16 protein-coding genes are annotated in these 19228 nt (G+C 38.0%); 3 read left to right on the forward strand and 13 right to left on the reverse strand.

What is annotated here, in order from left to right; translation table 11 throughout:
• Positions 1-7: 7 nt before the first annotated feature.
• The 3 genes from ACO05G_RS16690 to ACO05G_RS16700 are packed head-to-tail and all read right to left on the reverse strand — an operon-like array spanning position 8 to position 3314.
• The gene (locus tag ACO05G_RS16690; protein ID WP_421763769.1) at positions 8-358 is read right to left on the reverse strand and encodes a four helix bundle protein; all 351 of its coding nucleotides are present in this window, start codon (positions 356-358) and stop codon (positions 8-10) included.
• 23 nt (positions 359-381) lie between these two features.
• Entirely contained in the window at positions 382-2763 is a 2382-nt protein-coding gene (locus tag ACO05G_RS16695; protein ID WP_421763770.1) for a 3-hydroxyacyl-CoA dehydrogenase/enoyl-CoA hydratase family protein, read from the reverse strand.
• Positions 2764-2819: 56 nt separating this feature from the next.
• The gene (locus ACO05G_RS16700) at positions 2820-3314 is read right to left on the reverse strand and encodes a MarR family winged helix-turn-helix transcriptional regulator (protein ID WP_421763771.1); all 495 of its coding nucleotides are present in this window, start codon (positions 3312-3314) and stop codon (positions 2820-2822) included.
• A gap of 91 nt (positions 3315-3405) precedes the next feature.
• On the opposite strand from ACO05G_RS16700, the gene ACO05G_RS16705 reads away from it, so the two are divergent.
• Positions 3406-3963, forward strand: a complete 558-nt coding sequence (locus ACO05G_RS16705) for a hypothetical protein (protein WP_421763772.1) — start codon at positions 3406-3408, stop codon at positions 3961-3963.
• Here ACO05G_RS16705 and ACO05G_RS16710 read toward each other — a convergent pair.
• Positions 3960-5198 carry a cystathionine gamma-synthase family protein gene (locus tag ACO05G_RS16710; RefSeq protein WP_421763773.1) on the reverse strand — a complete coding sequence of 413 codons (1239 nt, stop codon included), beginning with the start codon at positions 5196-5198 and terminating at the stop codon, positions 3960-3962. The genes ACO05G_RS16705 and ACO05G_RS16710 overlap by 4 nt on opposite strands.
• A 142-nt stretch (positions 5199-5340) precedes the next feature.
• On the opposite strand from ACO05G_RS16710, the gene ACO05G_RS16715 reads away from it, so the two are divergent.
• Positions 5341-5811 carry an Lrp/AsnC family transcriptional regulator gene (locus ACO05G_RS16715; RefSeq protein ID WP_421763774.1) on the forward strand — a complete coding sequence of 157 codons (471 nt, stop codon included), beginning with the start codon at positions 5341-5343 and terminating at the stop codon, positions 5809-5811.
• Here ACO05G_RS16715 and ACO05G_RS16720 read toward each other — a convergent pair.
• The 8 genes from ACO05G_RS16720 to ACO05G_RS16755 form a co-directional block, all read right to left on the reverse strand.
• Positions 5788-7596, reverse strand: a complete 1809-nt coding sequence (locus ACO05G_RS16720) for a tetratricopeptide repeat protein (RefSeq protein WP_421763775.1) — start codon at positions 7594-7596, stop codon at positions 5788-5790. The two genes, ACO05G_RS16715 and ACO05G_RS16720, sit on opposite strands and share 24 nt — an antisense overlap.
• A 381-nt stretch (positions 7597-7977) precedes the next feature.
• Positions 7978-9666, reverse strand: coding sequence for an Ig-like domain-containing domain (locus tag ACO05G_RS16725; RefSeq protein WP_421763776.1), 1689 nt, complete (start codon positions 9664-9666; stop codon positions 7978-7980).
• The gene (locus tag ACO05G_RS16730; protein ID WP_421763777.1) at positions 9663-10529 is read right to left on the reverse strand and encodes a class I SAM-dependent methyltransferase; all 867 of its coding nucleotides are present in this window, start codon (positions 10527-10529) and stop codon (positions 9663-9665) included. Before ACO05G_RS16730 ends, ACO05G_RS16725 begins: the two co-directional genes overlap by 4 nt.
• Positions 10529-12394 (reverse strand): tRNA uridine-5-carboxymethylaminomethyl(34) synthesis enzyme MnmG, encoded by a 1866-nt coding sequence (gene mnmG, locus ACO05G_RS16735; protein ID WP_421763778.1) that lies wholly within the window; start codon positions 12392-12394, stop codon positions 10529-10531. The genes ACO05G_RS16730 and mnmG overlap by 1 nt, the downstream gene beginning before the upstream one ends.
• 61 nt (positions 12395-12455) lie before the next feature.
• Entirely contained in the window at positions 12456-12878 is a 423-nt protein-coding gene (gene ybeY, locus ACO05G_RS16740) for an rRNA maturation RNase YbeY (RefSeq protein ID WP_421763779.1), read from the reverse strand.
• The gene (locus ACO05G_RS16745) at positions 12878-13282 is read right to left on the reverse strand and encodes an ATP-binding protein (protein WP_421763780.1); all 405 of its coding nucleotides are present in this window, start codon (positions 13280-13282) and stop codon (positions 12878-12880) included. Before ACO05G_RS16745 ends, ybeY begins: the two co-directional genes overlap by 1 nt.
• A complete protein-coding gene (locus tag ACO05G_RS16750; RefSeq protein ID WP_421763781.1) occupies positions 13275-16649 on the reverse strand; it encodes a DUF4175 family protein in 3375 nt (1124 codons plus the stop codon). The genes ACO05G_RS16745 and ACO05G_RS16750 overlap by 8 nt, the downstream gene beginning before the upstream one ends.
• 40 nt (positions 16650-16689) lie before the next feature.
• Positions 16690-17046: a hypothetical protein gene (locus ACO05G_RS16755; RefSeq protein WP_421763782.1), complete on the reverse strand. Its 357-nt coding sequence runs from the start codon at positions 17044-17046 to the stop codon at positions 16690-16692.
• A gap of 22 nt (positions 17047-17068) precedes the next feature.
• Here ACO05G_RS16755 and ACO05G_RS16760 point away from each other — a divergent pair, with 22 nt between their 5' ends.
• Complete coding sequence (locus ACO05G_RS16760; protein ID WP_421763783.1) at positions 17069-17734, forward strand: ComF family protein; 666 nt, start codon at positions 17069-17071, stop codon at positions 17732-17734.
• 52 nt (positions 17735-17786) lie between these two features.
• On the opposite strand, the gene gldJ is transcribed toward ACO05G_RS16760, so the two are convergent.
• On the reverse strand, positions 17787-19121 hold the full coding sequence (gldJ, locus tag ACO05G_RS16765; protein ID WP_421763784.1) for a gliding motility lipoprotein GldJ: 1335 nt from the start codon (positions 19119-19121) through the stop codon (positions 17787-17789).
• Between the last annotated feature and the right edge of the window lie 107 nt (positions 19122-19228).

Below are 19228 nucleotides of genomic sequence, written 5' to 3' on the forward strand. Positions count from 1 at the left end.
CATTAGACTAGGAAAATTTATTAATCAAAGTCCTTGTCATCTTCTGAATTTCATTTAATTCAATGGTTATTGTTTTCAACTCAGTATCAGAAATAAATCCTATTTCCTTGCTGATTATTAATTGTGTTTCTAGCTCAAATTGGGAACCAAGAGAAATTGAGAGAAAGTTTGAAAAATCTTTATCAGTTTTTCTTCCTGATCCCTCTGCAATATTTGACGGAACAGAAACCGCACACCTCCTTAATTGTGAAATAATTCCAAACTTCTCATCGTCAGGAAACTTAGCAGTCATTCGATAAATCTCTTTTACCAGTTCAATCGCTCGCTTCCACACTTGAAATTCCTTGAAGTTGTGCATTTCTAGAGTCTTTTATCTAATGTCTAGTTTCTCAATGGCTTTCCTTTAAACAAAATGCTCTGGATACGTTCCAACGTTTTAGGTTCGCCACATAAACTCAGAAAAGCCTCTCTTTCAAGATCCAGAAGGTATTGCTCTGACACCATCGTTGGTGCTGACAAATCACCTCCTGCCATGATCCAAGCCAGTTTTTGACCAATTTTCTGGTCATGCTCGGAAATATAGCTTCCGTATTTCATCCCGCTGATTCCTGCATGAAACATCGCCAATGCGGATTTACCCTGAACTTTGATGTTCGTCCTTTCGACAGGCTGGGTATATCCGGCATCTGCCAGAGCAAGCACTTTTTCCTTAGCATCCGTCAAAAGTCGTGTTCGATTCAGCGTAATTTCATCTCCACCTCTCAGAATATGCATTTTTTGTGCTTCCGCTGCTGAGGTCGCCACCTTCGCAGTAGCTATGTTCATGAAGTATTCCTGGAGAGTATTCAATTCCGGATCTCCAGGTGTAAAATCATCTGAAGCCCGTAGTGTCATCTCCTTCGTTCCTCCACCACCGGGAATCAAACCAACTCCAACTTCCACAAGACCAACATATGATTCAGCATGTGCCTGGATGGCATCACAGTGTAAAGATAACTCGCAACCACCACCAAGGACTAAACCTGATGTTGCTGCCACAACGGGTACGCTTGAAAAGCGCGCCTTTGTCATGGTGTTTTGGAAAGTACGAACCATGAGGTCGATTTCATCAAACTCCTGATCCACGGCATACATGAAAAGCATTGCAAGATTTGCTCCTGCCGAGAAGTTTTGTCCTTCATTTCCAATTACCACACCGCGATAATCTTTTTCCGCCATTGTAATAGCTGTATTAATACCTTCAATGACATCAGCATCTACAGAGTTCATTTTGGTGTGAAACTCTAGATTTAAAACACCATCACCAATATCATAGATCGTAGCACCTGGTTTTTCCCAAACCACATTGTTTTCTTTGAACGCATCTAAGAAAATCAACCCTTCCGTTCCAGGAATTACTTTATAGGATTTTGATGGAATGTCATAGTAGTGCTTTTTACCATTTTCAAATTTGTAAAAAGAGGTATTTCCAGCATCTAGCATTTCGTGAACCCAGGCGGCAGGCTCAAATCCTGCTTCTTTCATTTTTTTGGTCGTTTCTTCAGCGCCCAAGACATCCCATGATTCGAATGGGCCAATTTCCCAGGCAAAACCAGCAGCTACCGCCTGGTCAATTCTGTAAAGCTCATCCGCGATTTCCGGAATTCTATTTGAGCAATACGTGAAAAGATCATAAAACGTCTTTCGGTAAAACTCACCGGCTTTGCTTTCGTCTTCAAGAAGTATGGGAAGTCTTGCTCGTACATCTTCAATGTTTTTGGTTTTATCCATCACATCGAATTTTGCTTTAGACTTTGGTTCGTATTCGAAGGTTTGAAGGTTTAATTCAAGGATCTCTGATTTACCGTCTTTCTTTACTTTCTTGTAAAAGCCCTGACCTGTTTTATCTCCTAGCCATTTCTCATCCGAAAGTTTTTGAACAACTCGCGGAAGTTTGAATTTATCTCTTGATTCGTCTTTTTCAAGTGCCGCATAAAGGTTGTTTGAAACATTGACGAGGGTATCTAGGCCAACTACATCTGACGTACGGAAAGTAGCTGACTTTGCGTGTCCTATAACAGGCCCAGTTAATTTATCTACTTCATTGACGGTTAAGCCCAATTGATCCGTGACATGAATCGTAGACATCATGCCGTAAACACCAATCCTATTTGCAATAAATGCCGGGGTATCCTTACAAAGTACAGTTTCCTTTCCAAGGTAAAGATCTCCGTAGCTCATGAAAAAGTCTACAATCGCCGGATCGGTTTTTTTCGTAGGAATGATCTCCAATAACCGAAGGTAGCGTGGTGGGTTGAAAAAGTGTGTCCCGCAAAAATGCTTTTGGAAGTCTTCACTTCTACCATCCAGCATCAGGTGAATTGGAATTCCTGATGTATTTGAAGTAATTAGTGTTCCTGCTTTTCTTTCTTTTTCTACTTTGTCAAATAGCGATTTCTTGATGTCCAGGTTTTCAACTACCACTTCGATGATCCAATCAACCTCTTTGATTTTGCTAAGGTCATCATCAAAGTTCCCTGTCTCGATTAATCGTGCTTTAGATTTATCATAAAGTGGTGACGGGTTTGACTTAATAGCCGTTTGTAAAGCGTCATTCACCAGCTTATTTCTGGCAGCAGGATTGTCTTTCTGTTTTTCATCGAGATCTCTTGGAACAATATCAAGAAGAAGTACCTCCAGCCCAATATTGGCAAAGTGGCAGGCAATCCTTGATCCCATAATTCCAGACCCCAAAACAGCTGCTTTCTTAATGGTTCGTTTCATGTGTATAGTTTGTTTTTCAGGCTACATGAACTCATGTAGTCTATCTAGTTGATTAATTATTGATTATGCAGCAGACCACTGCTGGCAAATTCATTTGATATATCTTCTGCTATCTTATCAAACAAAGAAGGGTCGTCAATGATTGCACCGATCTGTTTTGCAGCAGAAAAAAAATTGTTAAGTGTTTCTGCTGGAATCAAAGTGCGCACTTTTGAATTGAATTCCCGAACCGCACGACGAGATAGTTCTCTCTTTTCTTTTCCTACATCTGATAGGAATATCCGAACAGACCTTCCATCCGTAGGATCTTTTTCCCGATATACCCAACCTTTCTCTTCCATGGCTTTTAGCATACGAGTCAGGCTTCTTGATTCCATCCCCAAAAGAGGAGCAATTTTCGTAGCAGGCGTTCCTTTCTCTACATCAATGTTTAAGAGGACAAATCCTGTAGAAGCAGTGATGTCATACTTCGCTCCGTATTGATTATACATTCTGGAAATGCTATGCCACAAGCCCTTAATGTTATAATCGACCGTTTCTTCTCTTTTCATAGTAGTGGTGTATAACTTCAAATATAGCAAAATTTGTTATGCATGCATACTATTTTTTACTTCGAATGCTTTTAATCCTAGATTTGAGGTCATGAACGAAAATCATATTCCTAAAGAATTTTACTCTTTTGAAACAGACGCCCCTTTCGAACGATGCATCGAATGTGAAAAATATCTTCTTGATAATGAGACGGAATACATCATTGAGAAGGCTGTGAAAAACTATGAAGGATATTCAGCAAAGGATGTAGTTTTTGATTACGCCATTTGTATGGATTGTGCGGATGTCATGAGAAAAGAGATCTCAAAAGAATCATGGCAAAGCATGATGAACTATTTTCAGGAAAATATGGATGTCATGACAAGATTGGAAATGCAGGAACGATCTCCTGAAGAAAACCTTAGGTCATGCATGATTAAAAAGACCGGCATTGATGACTGCCGGGAATATCAAATATATGCACACTGCAAGGGTGCAAAATTAAACCTCGAAAATCCTCCTTATATGATTTCTGGTGAAGTCATGGAGGAACTTCTCCCATTGCTCTCTAATAAAACCATCGATGATATGAATGGCTTCATGAACAAACACTTTACTCCGGATCCGTCTTTGATGGAGCCTACCCCTCCGAGATTAATTTTGCTTTAAGCTTCGAGTGCCTGTTTAATATCCCAAACAAGATCTTCTGCATTTTCAACACCTACCGATAGTCGAACCAGGCTATCTGAAATTCCATACTTCTTTCGATCTTCCGGATCTACACCTGCGTGGGTCATTGAGGCGGGATGTTGTGCCAAAGACTCAGTACTTCCTAAACTTACTGCTAGTTTGATCAGTTTCAAATTGTTTAGAAATTTGAACGACTCTTTTTCACCTCCTTCGAGAATGATGGATAGCATTGCTCCAGCAGACTTGTACTGCTTTTCAAAAATTTCATGTTGACGAGTGCCCGGTTTTATTGCTCCCAAATAGTGAATGGTTTTAACTTTTGGATGGTCCTTGATTGCCTCGTAAACATGTGCTGCGTTTCGGGCTTGTTGCTCCATTCTCACTTTTAATGTTTCTAAACTTCTCAACAGCAACCATCCCGTCCAAGGTCCGGCCATATTTCCAAGAAACGTTCGCATCCCTTTTACTTCAGTAATTAGCTCTTTGCTTCCAAGACATGCTCCGGCTATCACATCACTGTGCCCGCCAATATATTTTGTGGCAGAATAGAGAACCAGGTCAGCTCCTTGTTTCAAAGGATGCTGCCAAAGTGGACCCATGTAAGTGTTGTCAACAGCAACTAACGGCTTTTCTTCTCCAGCAAATCTATCTGCCACTGCTCGGCACATTTCCAGATCAATCAGATCATTAGTTGGATTAGCGGGTGTCTCCACATAAATCATTTTAAGACGACTCGAGTGACCACTTGCTTCAATCATTTCTTCAATTTCCTCTTTGGATTGATCAGGATCGAAACCTAAAATGTTGATCCCAAATTTGGGAAGCATATGTTTTACAAAGTGGTCCGTGCCTCCATAAATGGGATTGCTATGCACAAGCAGATCCCCAGGAGCAAGAAATTGCAAAAGGGCCGTGGTGATTGCCCCCATTCCACTTTCAAATACAGCTGCTTCTTCTGCTTGATCCCAGAGGGTTAATCGATTTTCAAGAATTTCAAGATCAGGATTATTCAATCGACTATAGATCAAACCCAATTCCTCTCCTTCATCTTTTTCTCTGAGGCCATATGCCTGCTCAAAAAAAGCTTTGCCATGTTCTGCACTTCTAAATACGAAAGTGGATGTCTGAAAAATCGGCGGTTTTATTGCTCCTTCTGACAGTTCCGGTTTAAAACCATATGACATCATCAAACTTTCGGGGCTCATCTTTTTCATATCATGTAAAATTCTTGAAGCAGTAAGGTGGTTGATTTGTCCATTTTTTAAAACTGAAATAGAAAAATCAATTAGTATTAGTTAAAATAATAGTTTTTTTTTCTAAATTTTTTCAGAATTTAGCTGAAAATAGCAATTGAGAATGGATGGAATCGATAGAAAATTAATCTCTCTTCTTCAAGGGAACGGAAAACTGACAATGAAAGAATTAAGTGCAGAATTGGGCTTGAGCATTACCCCAATCTATGAACGCTTGCGTCGGCTGGAAAATAAAGGATTGATTACCGGTTATCATGCTTCCGTTAATCCAAAGAAAGCTGGCTTTGGGTTTGAGGTATTTTCATCTGTAACTCTGGAATCTCACAAAGCAGATTTTTTAAGAGAATTTGAAGTGGAAATTGCTAAATTTTCTGAGGTAATGGAGTGTTACCACCTTGCTGGTTCTTTTGATTTTTTGCTAAAAATCCTGGTAAAGGATATGGATGAATATGCAGCCTTTGTAAACAGAAAGCTCGCTAAGCTTAACAACATTCGCCTCGTTCAAAGTATGATGGTCTTAAAAAAAATAAAGCAGACAACAGTTCTTCCTTTAGTTGATGAAGTCTCCTCTTAGCTGACGGAATCTTTTTCTTGCCTCTGCCGCATACATACTGCCGGGATAATCAATTAAAAATTGTTGATATAGGCTTTTTGCCTGTTCGATATCTTTTAGGTGACGTTCAAAAATTTCCGCTTTTTTAAATGCTGCATCATCTGCCAAAATATCATAAGAGTAGCTCATTAAAATTTTTTCCAGGTAATCAATGGCTTTTTCGGAATTACCGGATTCCAATTCCAATTTTGATTTTAGCCAATATACCTCATCTGTGACTGAATGATGATTGTAGTCCTCGAGCATTTGAGATAATCGATCGTTAGCTTCGGATTTTTTATTCTGAAAAATCAACAACTCGATATTCGCAAACTCTTGCATCACAGCATCTGTTGTGTCCAAAGCTGTGTTATCGGTAATTAACATCCCTAATGAAATTGCATCATTTGAAATTTCTCTTGTCGTATTTTTTTTCAGAATATCCAGGTGTCCTTTAGCTAATGAAAAATTTCCGGTGAAATAATGAAGTCGAGCATTTCTTAGTTTGGCGTCATATCCAAGTTGATGACTCTTATATGCTTTCTCTACCTGAGAATAAAGAAGTGTGGCTTCCCACGGCTCTCCTTTCAATATATAGATATCTCCGAGATCTAGTTTGCTTTGAGATATCAACTGCATTCCTGCCCTCGGGTTTTGAACTAGCTGATTTAAAAGCTGTGCAGAAAGATCAATTTCATCTAAATAAAACGCGTGAAGAAGTGCTTTGCTTCTAAGTGCATCAAATGATGTTTGTGATGGGTATAGTTCTTTATGAAGCATATCATATTGAACTGCCAATTCCCTGATCTCTTCTTCATTTATGGGAAACGTGTTTTTTATCTTTTGTTCTTTGGACTCCATCCATAATTTTCTTGCGAATTGGTAGTTTCGTGAATTCACATATTCTTTCGCCACATATTCGAAAATTTCTTCCGCATCTTCATAGGCATCATTTTCAAGCGCGATTCTACCTATATCCATGGATCGATCTCCTGGTCGCTGATTTCGTTTATCTATTGCCTTGGCCTGAACAAATGCACCATAGAAATTTTTTCGCTGAAGTTCAACCCACAGCAGTAGCTCCGCAAATTTTGTGTCCTGAGGATCCTCCTGCATCTTTCGAATAAGCGTGTTTTCCAGCTCGTCCAGGTCTTCTTCTTGTTGAATAAAATTTTGCAAGAGATTCTTAATGTAACTCAGTCTATTCGGGCTATCTGAAGCATAGTTTAAATACTCCTCTATCATCGAGGATTTATCATTAACCATCCGATAAATAGAGGCAAGTTCAAGTGCATGAACTGAGGGGTTATTTCGAATCTCTCTGGAATCTTCGAAAAATTTTATGGATTCATAGTAGAGTTGCTCATTTGCTAAATATTGAGCTAGTATTCCTAATTGAAATGGATTTGACTTAGACTCCCTTCTAAGTTGATTAATGTAATCATCCAATTTTTTTTCATTACCTGACTCACTGTAAACAGAAGCCAGACTTGATTGAAATTGTAGATTGGAAGGAAAATATTTTATGGCTTTTTGTAAAAATTTCTCCGCATCTTCAAATTGAGCAGTTGATTTTAGTAACGAAAGGTAATTATTAGAAATTGGCTGAATATTGTAAGGATTCTCAGCTAATTCAGCATATAGTTGTTTTGCTTTTTCCAGTTCGCCTTGCTGATAATATTCGTTCGCAATCTGAATTTGATCCTGGCTTTGTGCAAAAAGGACATTCAGTGGAAAAATTATAAGTATTAAAATCCTTTGGACCATCGGTTTATCAATTCACATATATACATACTTATATTATATATATAAAGTTTAAATAAATACTATTCTTATTATTAGTGCTGTGGATACGTGGATAAGATTAGTTGCATTTGTTTGTTTTTCTTGATTGTTCATAAGCCTCTTCATTTTAAATTTAGTTTAACATACAATCCACAAGTATAATCCTGAATTAAAGGAAGTTATGTTTTTGTGTTGATAACATGAGTTGCTTTAATGTTTAAATCTTAATCATTAATGATGCTAGATAAGTTGTAGATAAGATTCAAGTAAATCAAAGTTGTTACTGTATGATTAGATCTCGGCAATCATATCTATGTATATCTACTAGGTTGTCCACTAATAGATTGAGAGTTGTCAACATCGTTAGAAGGATATCCCCATCTCCACTATCCAATTTTCTCGTATTGATATTTCTTCTGGATGTATGTAAACGGTCTCAGGTTCTTCATTCTTGAGAAGATTTCCGTATGACCAGTTGCCATCATTGTTGTCATCTATAAGGACGCGAATGGTGTAATTACCTGGTATAATTGAATCAAATGTTTCGGTTTTCTGATTAGAGATGCTGTATTTAACTTGACCTTTATCATTAAGGATCTGAAGGAAATAGTTGTTTTGAGTTGTAGATATAGCAAGTTTAAGAACACCTGAGGATGGTTTAGGTTTTTTGTTGATCGTGATAGTAGTGAGACTTGATGAATCTCTTTCTACAGATGTGAACATTCCCTCTGGTATTTCAATCTGAAGTTTTCTTGAATTGTTCTGTGAGGATATAGTGTTTGAGTTGACTGATGTGTCGCGTTCAGCTGAATCTTTTTGCAATAATTTTTCAAAGTGGTTGTAGACTGAGTCATGTTTTACTTTTAGTTTGAGCTCAAGTTCCGTGTGATTGGTATTCCAACTAAATTCTGCAGATAATGGATAGGTAAATATGCTGTCAGATTTGATACTCAAGTTTGTACTGTCATATGAAATGACTGGTTTATTAAAGCTAAGGTTAAGTGTCTTATCCTTGTAGATATCCAAATTTGTAGGTTTAATTGTCACTGAGAATTTGGCTTTTTTCCTGCTTGATTCTAGGAAGACAATTTTGATATTTTCTTCAATTTTATTTTGAAGACTATCATAGGCAATTAGGGTAGTTTGTAAGCTATCATTATATGCTATGCTACTGTGCTTGTAAATTCTAATAATGTCTTTTTTGTCACCTACGATGTGATGATTTAAATAGTCCGGTTTGATTGAATACGCATCAGGACTCTTGTTGAATTTAATTTCTACGTATGGCCCAATGGATCTGTAATTCATCATCTCAATTGGTTTAACATTTTGGAGTATGCACCGTATTGGCTTTAAACTTAATGAAGAGTCTAAATTGATGGTGTCTTGTAAAAATCCGTGGGATTCACTTTCAGGATCTAAGAGATAATTAGCGTTTTCGTCCTTGAAAGATATTATTTTGTACTTACCTCTTTTTATATAATTAATTGCGTATCTGCCTGAATCATTGGTCGTAGTGAAGTACATTGGATTGGTAGCAAAGTAGTCTAGTGAATCTGATAGTGGATAAAGTCCTACAACATACTTCTTTGCTGGTTCATCGGTTAATAGTTCTCTCACAAAGCCTGTTATAGCAAGACTATCAATGTAAGGTCCTGTGCTAAATGCAATAGATAAATTAGTTGCTGGATTATTTTCAGTGATATCTGTTACCCCATCAGCAAAATTGAAGTTATATGTTGTTGAGTCAGCTAACTTGGTATCTAGTTTGATTACTAATTTATTTCTTTTAGCTACTGAGTTATATTGTATATCGGTCTTTGGAGTAATAATCAATTGCTGTTTTAATTTATCGTCATTAATAAATTCAGAAAATTCTAATATGAGTTCTTCGTTATCATAATTTGTTGTACCAGTCTGAGGTATGGAATATGTAAGTGTAGGGGGTATAGTGTCTTTTGGACCACCTGTAGGTCTGCCTATATTGGCGCAGCTTTGAACTGTTAAGTCAACAATTAGGAATGATAAAATTAAGTAGAAGAAGTTCTTCATTTTTGTAGTACGTAGATGCGGCTTGAATATTGATTTGTTTTTTTTGCTGACTTGTTAGAGAGATATCCTGTTTTGATTGCTTTTATTATCCCACCGTTTTTTCTATACTTTTCACTTAGTAGCGATACATAGTAAGAGTCGAATTTCATTGGATGAATTTTAACAATTTTGAATTTAAACTGCCTGGCAAGTTCTTTTACTGCTTCCTCATCAAAATGATATAGATGTCTTGGAACGTCATATGCAGCCCAAAACTCTTTGTAATAAGCAGCATCATATGAACGGTGATTTGGCAGAGCGATTATAAGATGACCTCCATCAACGAGTATCTTTCTTAGTTGTTTTACAGTCTCGGAGAGATCTGATACGTGTTCCAGAACGTGCCATGCGGTTACAACATCAACTTTATCTATGGTGTTGATTGATTCTATAATCTGATTTCCATTTTTCTCTGACGCTATTTTTTTTGCTTTTAAGTCGGGTTCATATCCAAAAGGTTGCCAATTATTTTTGGTAGCTGTTTGAAGAAAGTCTCCGGTACCACAGCCATAGTCAAGTAGTGTACCATTTTTTTTATACTTCTGAACAAGCTTTATTTTTTGTTTTAGTGTGAATTTGCGTACAAGCCTGTAAATGAAATTGATGGGTGAATTTGCGCGATCAGTGTGGGAAATATAGTTTTCACTACTGTAATATTTGGCGAGATTCTTTTTCTCCGGACGGGGGTTTGTGAATATCAGGTTGCACTTATCACATTTAACTAATGCAAAACTTTCACCTGTTACAGAGTGATCGTCACAGATAAGATGATTGATGAAATGTGTGTGTTTACAGACGGGGCACTGCTCCAGCTTTTCGTACATTATCTACCTAAATAAACCATTAAAACCGATACATCTGACGGTGAAACGCCACTTATTCTTGAAGCCTGACCAAGAGTTTCCGGCTTAATTTTTAGCAGTTTCTCTTTCGCCTCTGCGGAGAGAGATGGTAATTGGTTGTAGTCAAACGATTTTTTAATCTTGAGATTTTCAAGATTGTTCATCTTTTCAGAGTTTTGTTGTTCCCTATCAATGTACGTTTGATACTTAATTTGAATTTCTGTTTGTTCGATTACTTCAGCGGAGAACGAATTAAGAACCTTTTCAATTTCACCTGAAAATATCTTAAAATCATACATTGTTATTTCTGGCCTTTTCAATATTGTGGCTAATGAAGATCGATCTTTAATTGGCGCAGACGATAATGCTTCTAAGTGTTCTAGAGCATCAGCTGGTTTGAACTGAATCTCGTGAAGTATACGGATCAGTTTTTCAGTTTGTTCTCTTTTTTTCTGGACTTGATTGAGTCTTTCGTTGGAGGCAAGCCCCATTTTGTTGCTTAACTCTGTCAGTCTCAAGTCGGCATTATCTTGTCGTAGAAGCAGTCTGAATTCTGCTCTTGAGGTAAACATTCTGTATGGCTCGTCTGTACCTTTATTGATGAGATCATCAATAAGCACTCCGATGTATGCCTCATTTCTTTTTAAAATGAATGCCTCATTTTCATGTATTTTTTGATGAGCATTAATACCCGCCATCATTCCCTGGCAGGCTGCTTCTTCATACCCGGTTGTCCCATTTATTTGCCCTGCAAAATATAGCCCCTCAATAAGGTTGGTTTCCAATGTATTGGAGAGTTGAGTTGGAGGAAAGAAATCATATTCAATTGCATAGCCTGGACGAAACATTTTGACGTTCTCAAAGCCAGGCACCTTTTGCAATGCTTTGTATTGCACATCTTCAGGAAGTGATGTAGAAAAGCCATTTACGTAGATCTCAACTGTATCCCATCCTTCAGGCTCGACAAATATTTGATGTCTGTTTCTTTCAGCAAAACGATTGATTTTATCTTCTATTGATGGACAGTACCTTGGTCCTAGTCCCTGTATTCTTCCAGTAAACATTGGCGATTTTTCAAATCCTGTCTGTAGTATTTCATGAACTTCGGGATTTGTGTAAGTAATGTGACAGCTTCGTTGTTTGGTAAGTGGTCTGGAGGATTCAAGGTATGAAAACTTGCCAGGCATTTCATCACCTTCTTGTTCTTCCATTTTGGTATAATCAAGAGATCTACCATCCACTCTAGGTGGAGTACCTGTTTTCATTCTGCCTGATTCAAAACCAAGTTCAACAAGTTGTTCAGTTATTCCTGTAGCTGCGCGTTCCCCTGACCTACCTCCTCCAAATTGTTTTTCACCAATGTGTATGAGTCCATTAAGAAATGTTCCATTCGTTAATACAACCGCTTTGGCTTTGATCTCTAATCCTATCCCCGTTTTAACACCAATTATGCGATTGTCTTTTACGATGAGACCACTTACCATTTCTTGCCAGAAGTCTAGGTTTTTAATTCCCTCTAGAGACAACCTCCATTCTTCAGCAAATCGCATTCTATCGGATTGTGCACGTGGGCTCCACATTGCCGGTCCTTTGGATCGATTCAGCATTCTAAACTGAATCATTGATTTATCAGTGACTATACCGGAATACCCCCCAAGAGCGTCTATTTCTCTAACAATCTGACCTTTAGCGATTCCACCCATTGCCGGATTGCATGACATATGAGCAATGGTGTTCATGTTCATTGTGACTAATAAGACTTTCGAACCCATGTTTGCAGCGGCGGCCGCAGCTTCGCATCCTGCGTGACCCGCACCAACCACTATAATATCATATTCTTGTAGCATAGCTTTTTATGTTTCACGTGGAACCTGCAACCAGATTCCACACCCATGTTTCACGTGGAACTTAATTTTTGAGCAAAGATAAACAGGCATCTTCTTTTTCTCTCATAAGCTTTTGTTCGGCGGGAGTTTTATCACTAAATCCTAGTAAGTGGAGTATCCCGTGAATCATGACTCGGTGTAGTTCAAGTTCGAAAGAAGCGCTTTGTGTTTGAGCGTTTTCTTTCACCCTATCGACGCTAATGAATATGTCTGATTCAATTATTCCTTCCTCTTCTGAATTGTCAAATGTGATTATATCTGTGTAATAATCATGATTAAGGTGATCTTTATTAATATCGAGCAGGTAATCATCTGAACAAAATATGTAGGAGAGTTCACCTAGCTTCTGGTTATTCGATTGGATGATTGAGCTTATCCAAGAGGTGGTTTTAGGTTGATCTTGAAGACAGAAGTCAATGTCTTCAGTAAAATATTCTATTGCCATTAAGAGAGATAGAAACTGAGTTCGGCAACTCTTCCTTCTTTTTTGAATGACACTTCATCACATAGATTCTTCATAAGGAAGATACCTCTGCCCCCGGGTTTACTGAGATTTTCAGGTAATGTAGGATCGGGAAGGTCTTGATAATCAAATCCCGGCCCCTCGTCTTCTATGATAAACTTTATTAACGACTCCTCAAGTGCGAGCTGAAGATGTACGTTTTTCTTAATGTTGGATTGATTTCCGTGGATGATGGCATTGTTGACTGATTCGGTCACGGCGATCATGATGTTTCCGTATATGTCATCATTAAGCTTATATTGATCTTTAGCGTTATCGATAAAGCTTTCAACTATCCTTATATTCTCAGGAAGTGATGGTATCTGTATTTGAATGTTATCAATCATTCTTTTTATCTGAACTTAAGCGTCTAAAATAGTCGTTTACTTCTTTTTTATAAAATGGATTTAATTCTATTGGAATAGTTTTTAATAACTCAATCTCTTTTTTCTTCAGTTCCAGGTATTTTTCAAAGCCAGGAGGTATTTCACGACTAATGACAGAAGGCTTTTGTGATTCTCTTTCTTCATCCATTTCTTGATTGCGCTGTGCTTTTTCAGCTTCGAGCATTCTAGTCATGATTTGTTTCTGACGGTTGATTAACTGACGAGTCAGTCTTTTGTTTACCAAATCTACCTCGTTTTGCTCCATCATATCGATTGCGCGTTTCATGTCATCGCCACCAAGGCCCCCTCCAGGCTTTCCATCTTGCGCCTCTTTCATCATCTCCATCTGTCTTCGAATCATTTCTTGCTCTGAGGCTAATCTAGCCAACTCCTCAGAAAGCTCTCTTCCTGATTTACCTGAGCCTTTGAGTTCATTCATCTTTTCACCTAGTTGGTTTTGGAGTTCTTGGAGATCAGGCAACCCTTGAGGTTTCTTTTTTTGGCCAGAACTTGAATTCCCCATAGCTTCAGACATAGACATCTGCATTTGCTGCATCGTATCATCCAATAGAAGAGCTAGATTATTGATTGATGTCATGGCAAACTGCTGACTTGACAAAGCCCTGTTTCTATTTCTATCTTTTAGAAAATCTATGGATTCATCAATGTTGTCGTTTATGGAACCAACTTCACGAGTAATAAAAGAGGATATTTGAACAACTTTTTCAGCTAAGGATAAAAGACTGTCTTGTATAACCTTAGCGTCATCCTTGAGCTTCAGTTGGTTTTGTGATAACTCCAGAAAACGAGGATCAGACTGGCTAACTTCTCTCATTTCTAACATAATTTCTTCCTGATTGAAAGAAAGCTTAACCAGGTTGTCCAAAATATCCCTAAGCTGATCCAAGTTGGCCTGCATCATTTCCATCTGCATTCCCCCCTGCATATTCATGAGCTTTTGACTCAGCCCTTTCATTTTCTGTGCGGCGTTCTTCTGTTTTTGTTGTGTACCCTTTTGGTTTTGCTGTTTTTGTTGATTTTCTTGGTTCTGACCCTCTTGTTTATCGTTCTCCTGATCTTCAGGTTCATTTCCTTCGCTTTGTTCTCCTTGTTGATCTTGTTCCTGACTTTCTTTTTCCATTTGTTCCATAATCTCTCTTAGCGCTTTCGCTATCTGTCGCTCTTCCAGCTCAAAGTCTTCCATTGCTTCAGGTTTTTTTAAATCCTGATTTAACTCTTGAACCTCATCCATTTTCTTCCTGAATTCTTCGAACTCTTCATTGATCTCCTCTTGTGCATTCTTGTCTAATGGGTTTTCGGCGGCATTTTCCTGTTTTGAGCCTAATGTGTCTAGCTTTTGCAAGTTTTGTTCTAAGACACTTTCCATTTTAAGTCTTTTGAATAATTCGAGGGCTCTTTCAAGATCTCTTTCAAGGTTCTGCTCGCTCTTCTTAAGGTCACTTAGTTCTTGGCTTACGTCATCAGAAGACGCATTTTCTTTCATTAGCTCTTTCAGCTTTTCATAGAGTTTTCTGGTCTCTTCGTCCATGAGCTCATTTAAAAGCTCCTGCATTTTTTGATTTTTATCTTGAAGTTGACTGCTTTGTTTTTGGAACCTATTACTTGACTTTAATAAGTCTTCATGTTGTTTTTTAAGCTTCTCGATTTCTTTTGAGAGTTTTTCTCTATCCTCAATGATATCATTAATTAGCTTTTTTTCCTGCCAATCAATCTTTTGCTCTGATTTTAGTCTCTCCTCAATGTCTTCAAGTCGTTTAGCTATATCTTCTGCCCGTTTTTCAGTATCGTCCAATTGGTCTTCTACTCCACTCTGTTTTTCTGCAATCAAAGCATCAATTTCCTCGTCTGATGGAATGCTTAGAATAAATGTTTTAGATCTAGATTCCTTGGAACCGTTGATTCCATCATTATCAGTAACCGAAACAAACACTTCAAGAGACGTACCTGATTCTATTTTGAGTAGGTCAAGATTCCAGTTAGCAAAAAAGCTTTGGCTTAGCGCAGAGGAGCTCAGCTCTAATGGTATTTTTTTATAGGTGTCCTGATTTTGCTCTCTATAATTAAGGTATAATCCGTTAAATCCATAATCATCCGATATTGACCCGGCTATTGTTAGGAACTGATAACCAATTGAATCAGGGAAAAACTCTGCTAGAATCTCTGGGTATTGATCCTTTATAACTTCAATAGGATATGAAAGCTCCGACTTGTTCTTACTGAATTCATTAAATAAGGTAATTTCATAACTACCCTCTCTTTGTATCCGCTTTTCTGTTGAATAGCTATCCTCTGCTGTGCGTGGCAGAGATTGTTTTTCATTATTTATGATAATATGTGCGCTATCTGTGCTCACAGTATTAATTTCCCACAAAACGGAAGATCCTTCCAAAACGGTTAGACTTCCTGAATTTTCAATTGTTCTTCTTTCACCTCCAGTATATGCAGGTTCTTGAATGCGAATAAGCATTGAAACCAGATCCGGGCGATCATTGACGTTGATTTTGAATCTGTTAGATCTATATCCGGCAGCCTCAAATACGACCGATTTGTTTGCTTGGATTTTCGAAAAAGTATACTGAAAAGTCTGATTTGAAATAGATAGGTCTGTGACTTTATCATCAACTATTACTTTGGTAAGCTCTGGGATTTGTTCACCTTCAAGCTTTACTTTTAATGTAAAATCTTCACCTCTAAAAGCCTTAAGAGATTCATTTACAATTATATATCTGAATGGTGCTTCTGGTTCAAATTCTTTCTTAAAGTTGACTATGCGCTCGGAGCTTTCTGAGATCAGCTTTGGGTTGATGAATGAAACGAGCGAAAAAAGACCTAAGACAAGGAAGAAGCCAAAAGCATACTTTTTGGCTGGTCTAAAATCTACCGCATTTATAAACTTGATTTGACTGAATTCGGCTGACTTCTTGTCAATTGCAGCGCTCAATAACTCGTTTTTATCAAGCTTTCCGAGTTGAAGCGTATTTATAAGCTTGTCTTCAATCTCAGTAAAATGTTTCGAGACTTCTTTAGCTGCATCACTATCAGATAGTCCCTTTTTTAACTGAAGTAAGTTCAGAGATGGCTTGACAATTAATAGGTAGAATGATGTCAATAATAGGCCAATGAACCCAAAAAATAGTATTGCCCTTCCTGTTACACTGAGCCAAAATTGATTTTCCAGGCTGCTTATACCAAGAAAAATAATCGGGTTAATGATGAGAAAGCTCAAAACACCCAAAACAATCTGCCTCAGATAGTACCTCTTTTTAAAAGACGCTAATTTATTTTTTATTTCTTCTAAACCACTCATTGTTGGAGTGTAAACGGACAATTAGAATCAAAGGTGCATGTTACCAACCAATTTCTTTCCTGAAATATTCTAAAATCTGAATTTTTAACAGTTTTTCTTGCTCGAGGAGATCAAATCGAGGTAATTTTTTTACTAATTTCCAATGCGGCCAACCATCAGCATCATGTCCTTCCAATTGGTAGTACCCAGCTAAGGACAAAACCCTACATATAGCAATATGCATAATATCCTGTTTCTCTTCTTTCGAAAAATTTCTTGCACCAAGCCCTAGCTCTTGTACTCCTATTAAGAAAAGAACGGAATTAAGGTCGGCAGGTCTCTTACCAGTGACCTCTTTTAGTTGATAAAGAAGCTCTACCCATTCTTTTTGTAGTTCCAGGTCTTTTTTAAAAACCATTACTTATGATTATTTTTTCGAAATGTTTCGAGATTTTATTTCGCTTATTTTTCCTCAAAACTGCATTAATTGTCAGCAATCCCTTAATTCAGAGGAGAAATTTTTATGTATCTCGTGCAAAATAGACCTTCCTTTCACTAATGACTTTCAAAATAAAGAAAATGACTTGTTTAAGAAATTTTCATTTGAATCAAAGATAAAATCTGCAGGTGCTTATATGTACTTTTATCATGGAGGTGTCGCCCAAAAATTATTGTATCATTTGAAATATCATGGAAAAAAGGAGATAGGCTTTATACTCGGCAAGTGGCTGGCACTAAGATTAAGTCAAAATCGCTATGATCTAGTCATTCCAGTTCCATTACATAAATCTAAGCTGAGAAAACGCACCTTTAATCAAAGTGCAGAAATTGCCTTAGGAGTCGCTGAGCATGTTAATGCAGAAATTAATACGGAACTGATTGAACGGATTATATCAACCAAAAGCCAAACTCGCAAATCTAAAGTTGAACGCTGGGCCAATATGCAGAATGTCTATTCAAAAATAGGCGTTGACTTGTCCGGTAAAAGTATCTTGGTGGTAGATGATGTTATTACAACAGGAGCTACAGTAGGAATGCTCTGTGAAAGACTTGTTGAAGCAAATGTTGAGTCAATTCACATAGCAGCTGTGGCAAGAGGAAAATAAAAAAAGGCTGCCCGATTGAGCAGCCTCTGTTGAAAATCTGTGAGATAGTTTTTTAGAAATTAGATCCAGCGCGAATCATAGCACATCTAAATCCAATAGTTGATGTGGCAGAGTCTTCAAAAAGAAACCTACGAGTTCCGGGTGAAAGCCAATAAGCGACATCTGCCCAAGAGCCTCCTTTATAAACCCTTACTCTTCTTTTTGGTGGATTATCCGCATTAAATGATTTCTGTAGACCGGAAGTCTTAACCCATTCCTCTTCGGTGTAATCACCTTCATTTCCTATAAATGTGTAACCACCATCATAGTCATCTTCAGAATCTAGTGTAGCGTCTCTTCGAGCTGGGTTTAAGTCGTCCATGTCTTGGAAAGAAAGAGGTCTGTATACATCTTGAACCCACTCGTTAACATTTCCAGCCATGTTATAAAGACCAAAATCATTTGGAGGATAGTCGTAGATGTAAGTTGTAATCATTGCGCCATCATTCAACTTTCCAGCGATACCAGCGTAATCACCATTTCCTCTTTTGAAATTGGCCAAAAAGTAACCCATGCTTTTTCCGTAAGGGTTTCTTAATGCGTGACCATCCCAAGGGTAAAGTCTTTTATGTGTTTGATTTTCATCTAGCCATTGTGTTCCGATAAGAGCCTGAGCTGCATATTCCCACTCAGCCTCTGTCGGCAACCTATAACCAGGAAGCACGACTCCAGAACTAAGGCCTGGAACAGATCCAGCGGAAGCGGATAAATCACCACCTTCTGCACCTGCAAATGCATCGTCCCCGGATGCGACGGGATCAAGATACCCTGCGTCTTCCGCAAGTTTGAGATTTACAACGGTAGTTCTCCACTTGCAATAGTTTACAGCTTGTCTCCAGTTTACACCCACAACAGGGAAATATCTAAAACCAGGATATCTGTAGTAGCTATTTACGTATGGATCGTTGTAAGCAAGATCTTTTGCCCAAACGGTAGTATCTGGAAGGTTATTCCTCCAGTAGTATTCGTCTGAGTCTTGTTTGATATAAAACTCATACTCTAACCAGTGAATGTTAGCAACTTCAGTCTCATCCATATAGAACGAGGCAACAGTTACTGCTCTTTCAAGGTTATCATGAGCATAAAGCACATCTTCTTCAAATGAACCTAGTACGGTTCGACCTCCTTCAATGAAGATTAGGTTAGGTCCGTCTGGCTGTCCTTGGAAGTCATTTACTTGAAATCCACCATCCTCGTTAAACTCCAGACCTGTGGCAGAACTGGCAAAACCTGGATTTTCAGCGGAAGGAGCACCTCCACCTCCACCAATTAGGTTACAAGCACTAAAAAAAGTTGCAGCAAGGGCTGTGTAACCAAAGCTCTTAGCTACTCTCACATAATTTTTCATAACACCGTTTGAATTTGTCTTGAAACGTTTCAACGTACTAATAAACACAAATATTTCAAAAAACCCATCGTAAGTTCGTGGATTTTAGATTAAACCTATTGATCTAA

This window comes from Ekhidna sp. (assembly GCF_965227465.1).
Lineage (GTDB): Bacteria > Bacteroidota > Bacteroidia > Cytophagales > Cyclobacteriaceae > Ekhidna.

Coding starts and splice junctions, on each gene's coding strand:
- gldJ (WP_421763784.1), bottom strand. CDS start 19,121: ATGAAAAATTATGTGAGAGTAGCTAAGAGCTTTGGTTACACAGCCCTT.
- ACO05G_RS16710 (WP_421763773.1), bottom strand. CDS start 5,198: ATGAAAAAGATGAGCCCCGAAAGTTTGATGATGTCATATGGTTTTAAA.
- ACO05G_RS16745 (WP_421763780.1), bottom strand. CDS start 13,282: ATGATTGATAACATTCAAATACAGATACCATCACTTCCTGAGAATATA.
- ACO05G_RS16715 (WP_421763774.1), top strand. CDS start 5,341: ATGGATGGAATCGATAGAAAATTAATCTCTCTTCTTCAAGGGAACGGA.
- ACO05G_RS16720 (WP_421763775.1), bottom strand. CDS start 7,596: ATGGTCCAAAGGATTTTAATACTTATAATTTTTCCACTGAATGTCCTT.
- ACO05G_RS16700 (WP_421763771.1), bottom strand. CDS start 3,314: ATGAAAAGAGAAGAAACGGTCGATTATAACATTAAGGGCTTGTGGCAT.
- ACO05G_RS16690 (WP_421763769.1), bottom strand. CDS start 358: ATGCACAACTTCAAGGAATTTCAAGTGTGGAAGCGAGCGATTGAACTG.
- ACO05G_RS16730 (WP_421763777.1), bottom strand. CDS start 10,529: ATGTACGAAAAGCTGGAGCAGTGCCCCGTCTGTAAACACACACATTTC.
- mnmG (WP_421763778.1), bottom strand. CDS start 12,394: ATGCTACAAGAATATGATATTATAGTGGTTGGTGCGGGTCACGCAGGA.
- ACO05G_RS16695 (WP_421763770.1), bottom strand. CDS start 2,763: ATGAAACGAACCATTAAGAAAGCAGCTGTTTTGGGGTCTGGAATTATG.
- ACO05G_RS16725 (WP_421763776.1), bottom strand. CDS start 9,666: ATGAAGAACTTCTTCTACTTAATTTTATCATTCCTAATTGTTGACTTA.
- ACO05G_RS16760 (WP_421763783.1), top strand. CDS start 17,069: ATGTTTCGAGATTTTATTTCGCTTATTTTTCCTCAAAACTGCATTAAT.
- ybeY (WP_421763779.1), bottom strand. CDS start 12,878: ATGGCAATAGAATATTTTACTGAAGACATTGACTTCTGTCTTCAAGAT.
- ACO05G_RS16750 (WP_421763781.1), bottom strand. CDS start 16,649: ATGAGTGGTTTAGAAGAAATAAAAAATAAATTAGCGTCTTTTAAAAAG.
- ACO05G_RS16755 (WP_421763782.1), bottom strand. CDS start 17,046: ATGGTTTTTAAAAAAGACCTGGAACTACAAAAAGAATGGGTAGAGCTT.
- ACO05G_RS16705 (WP_421763772.1), top strand. CDS start 3,406: ATGAACGAAAATCATATTCCTAAAGAATTTTACTCTTTTGAAACAGAC.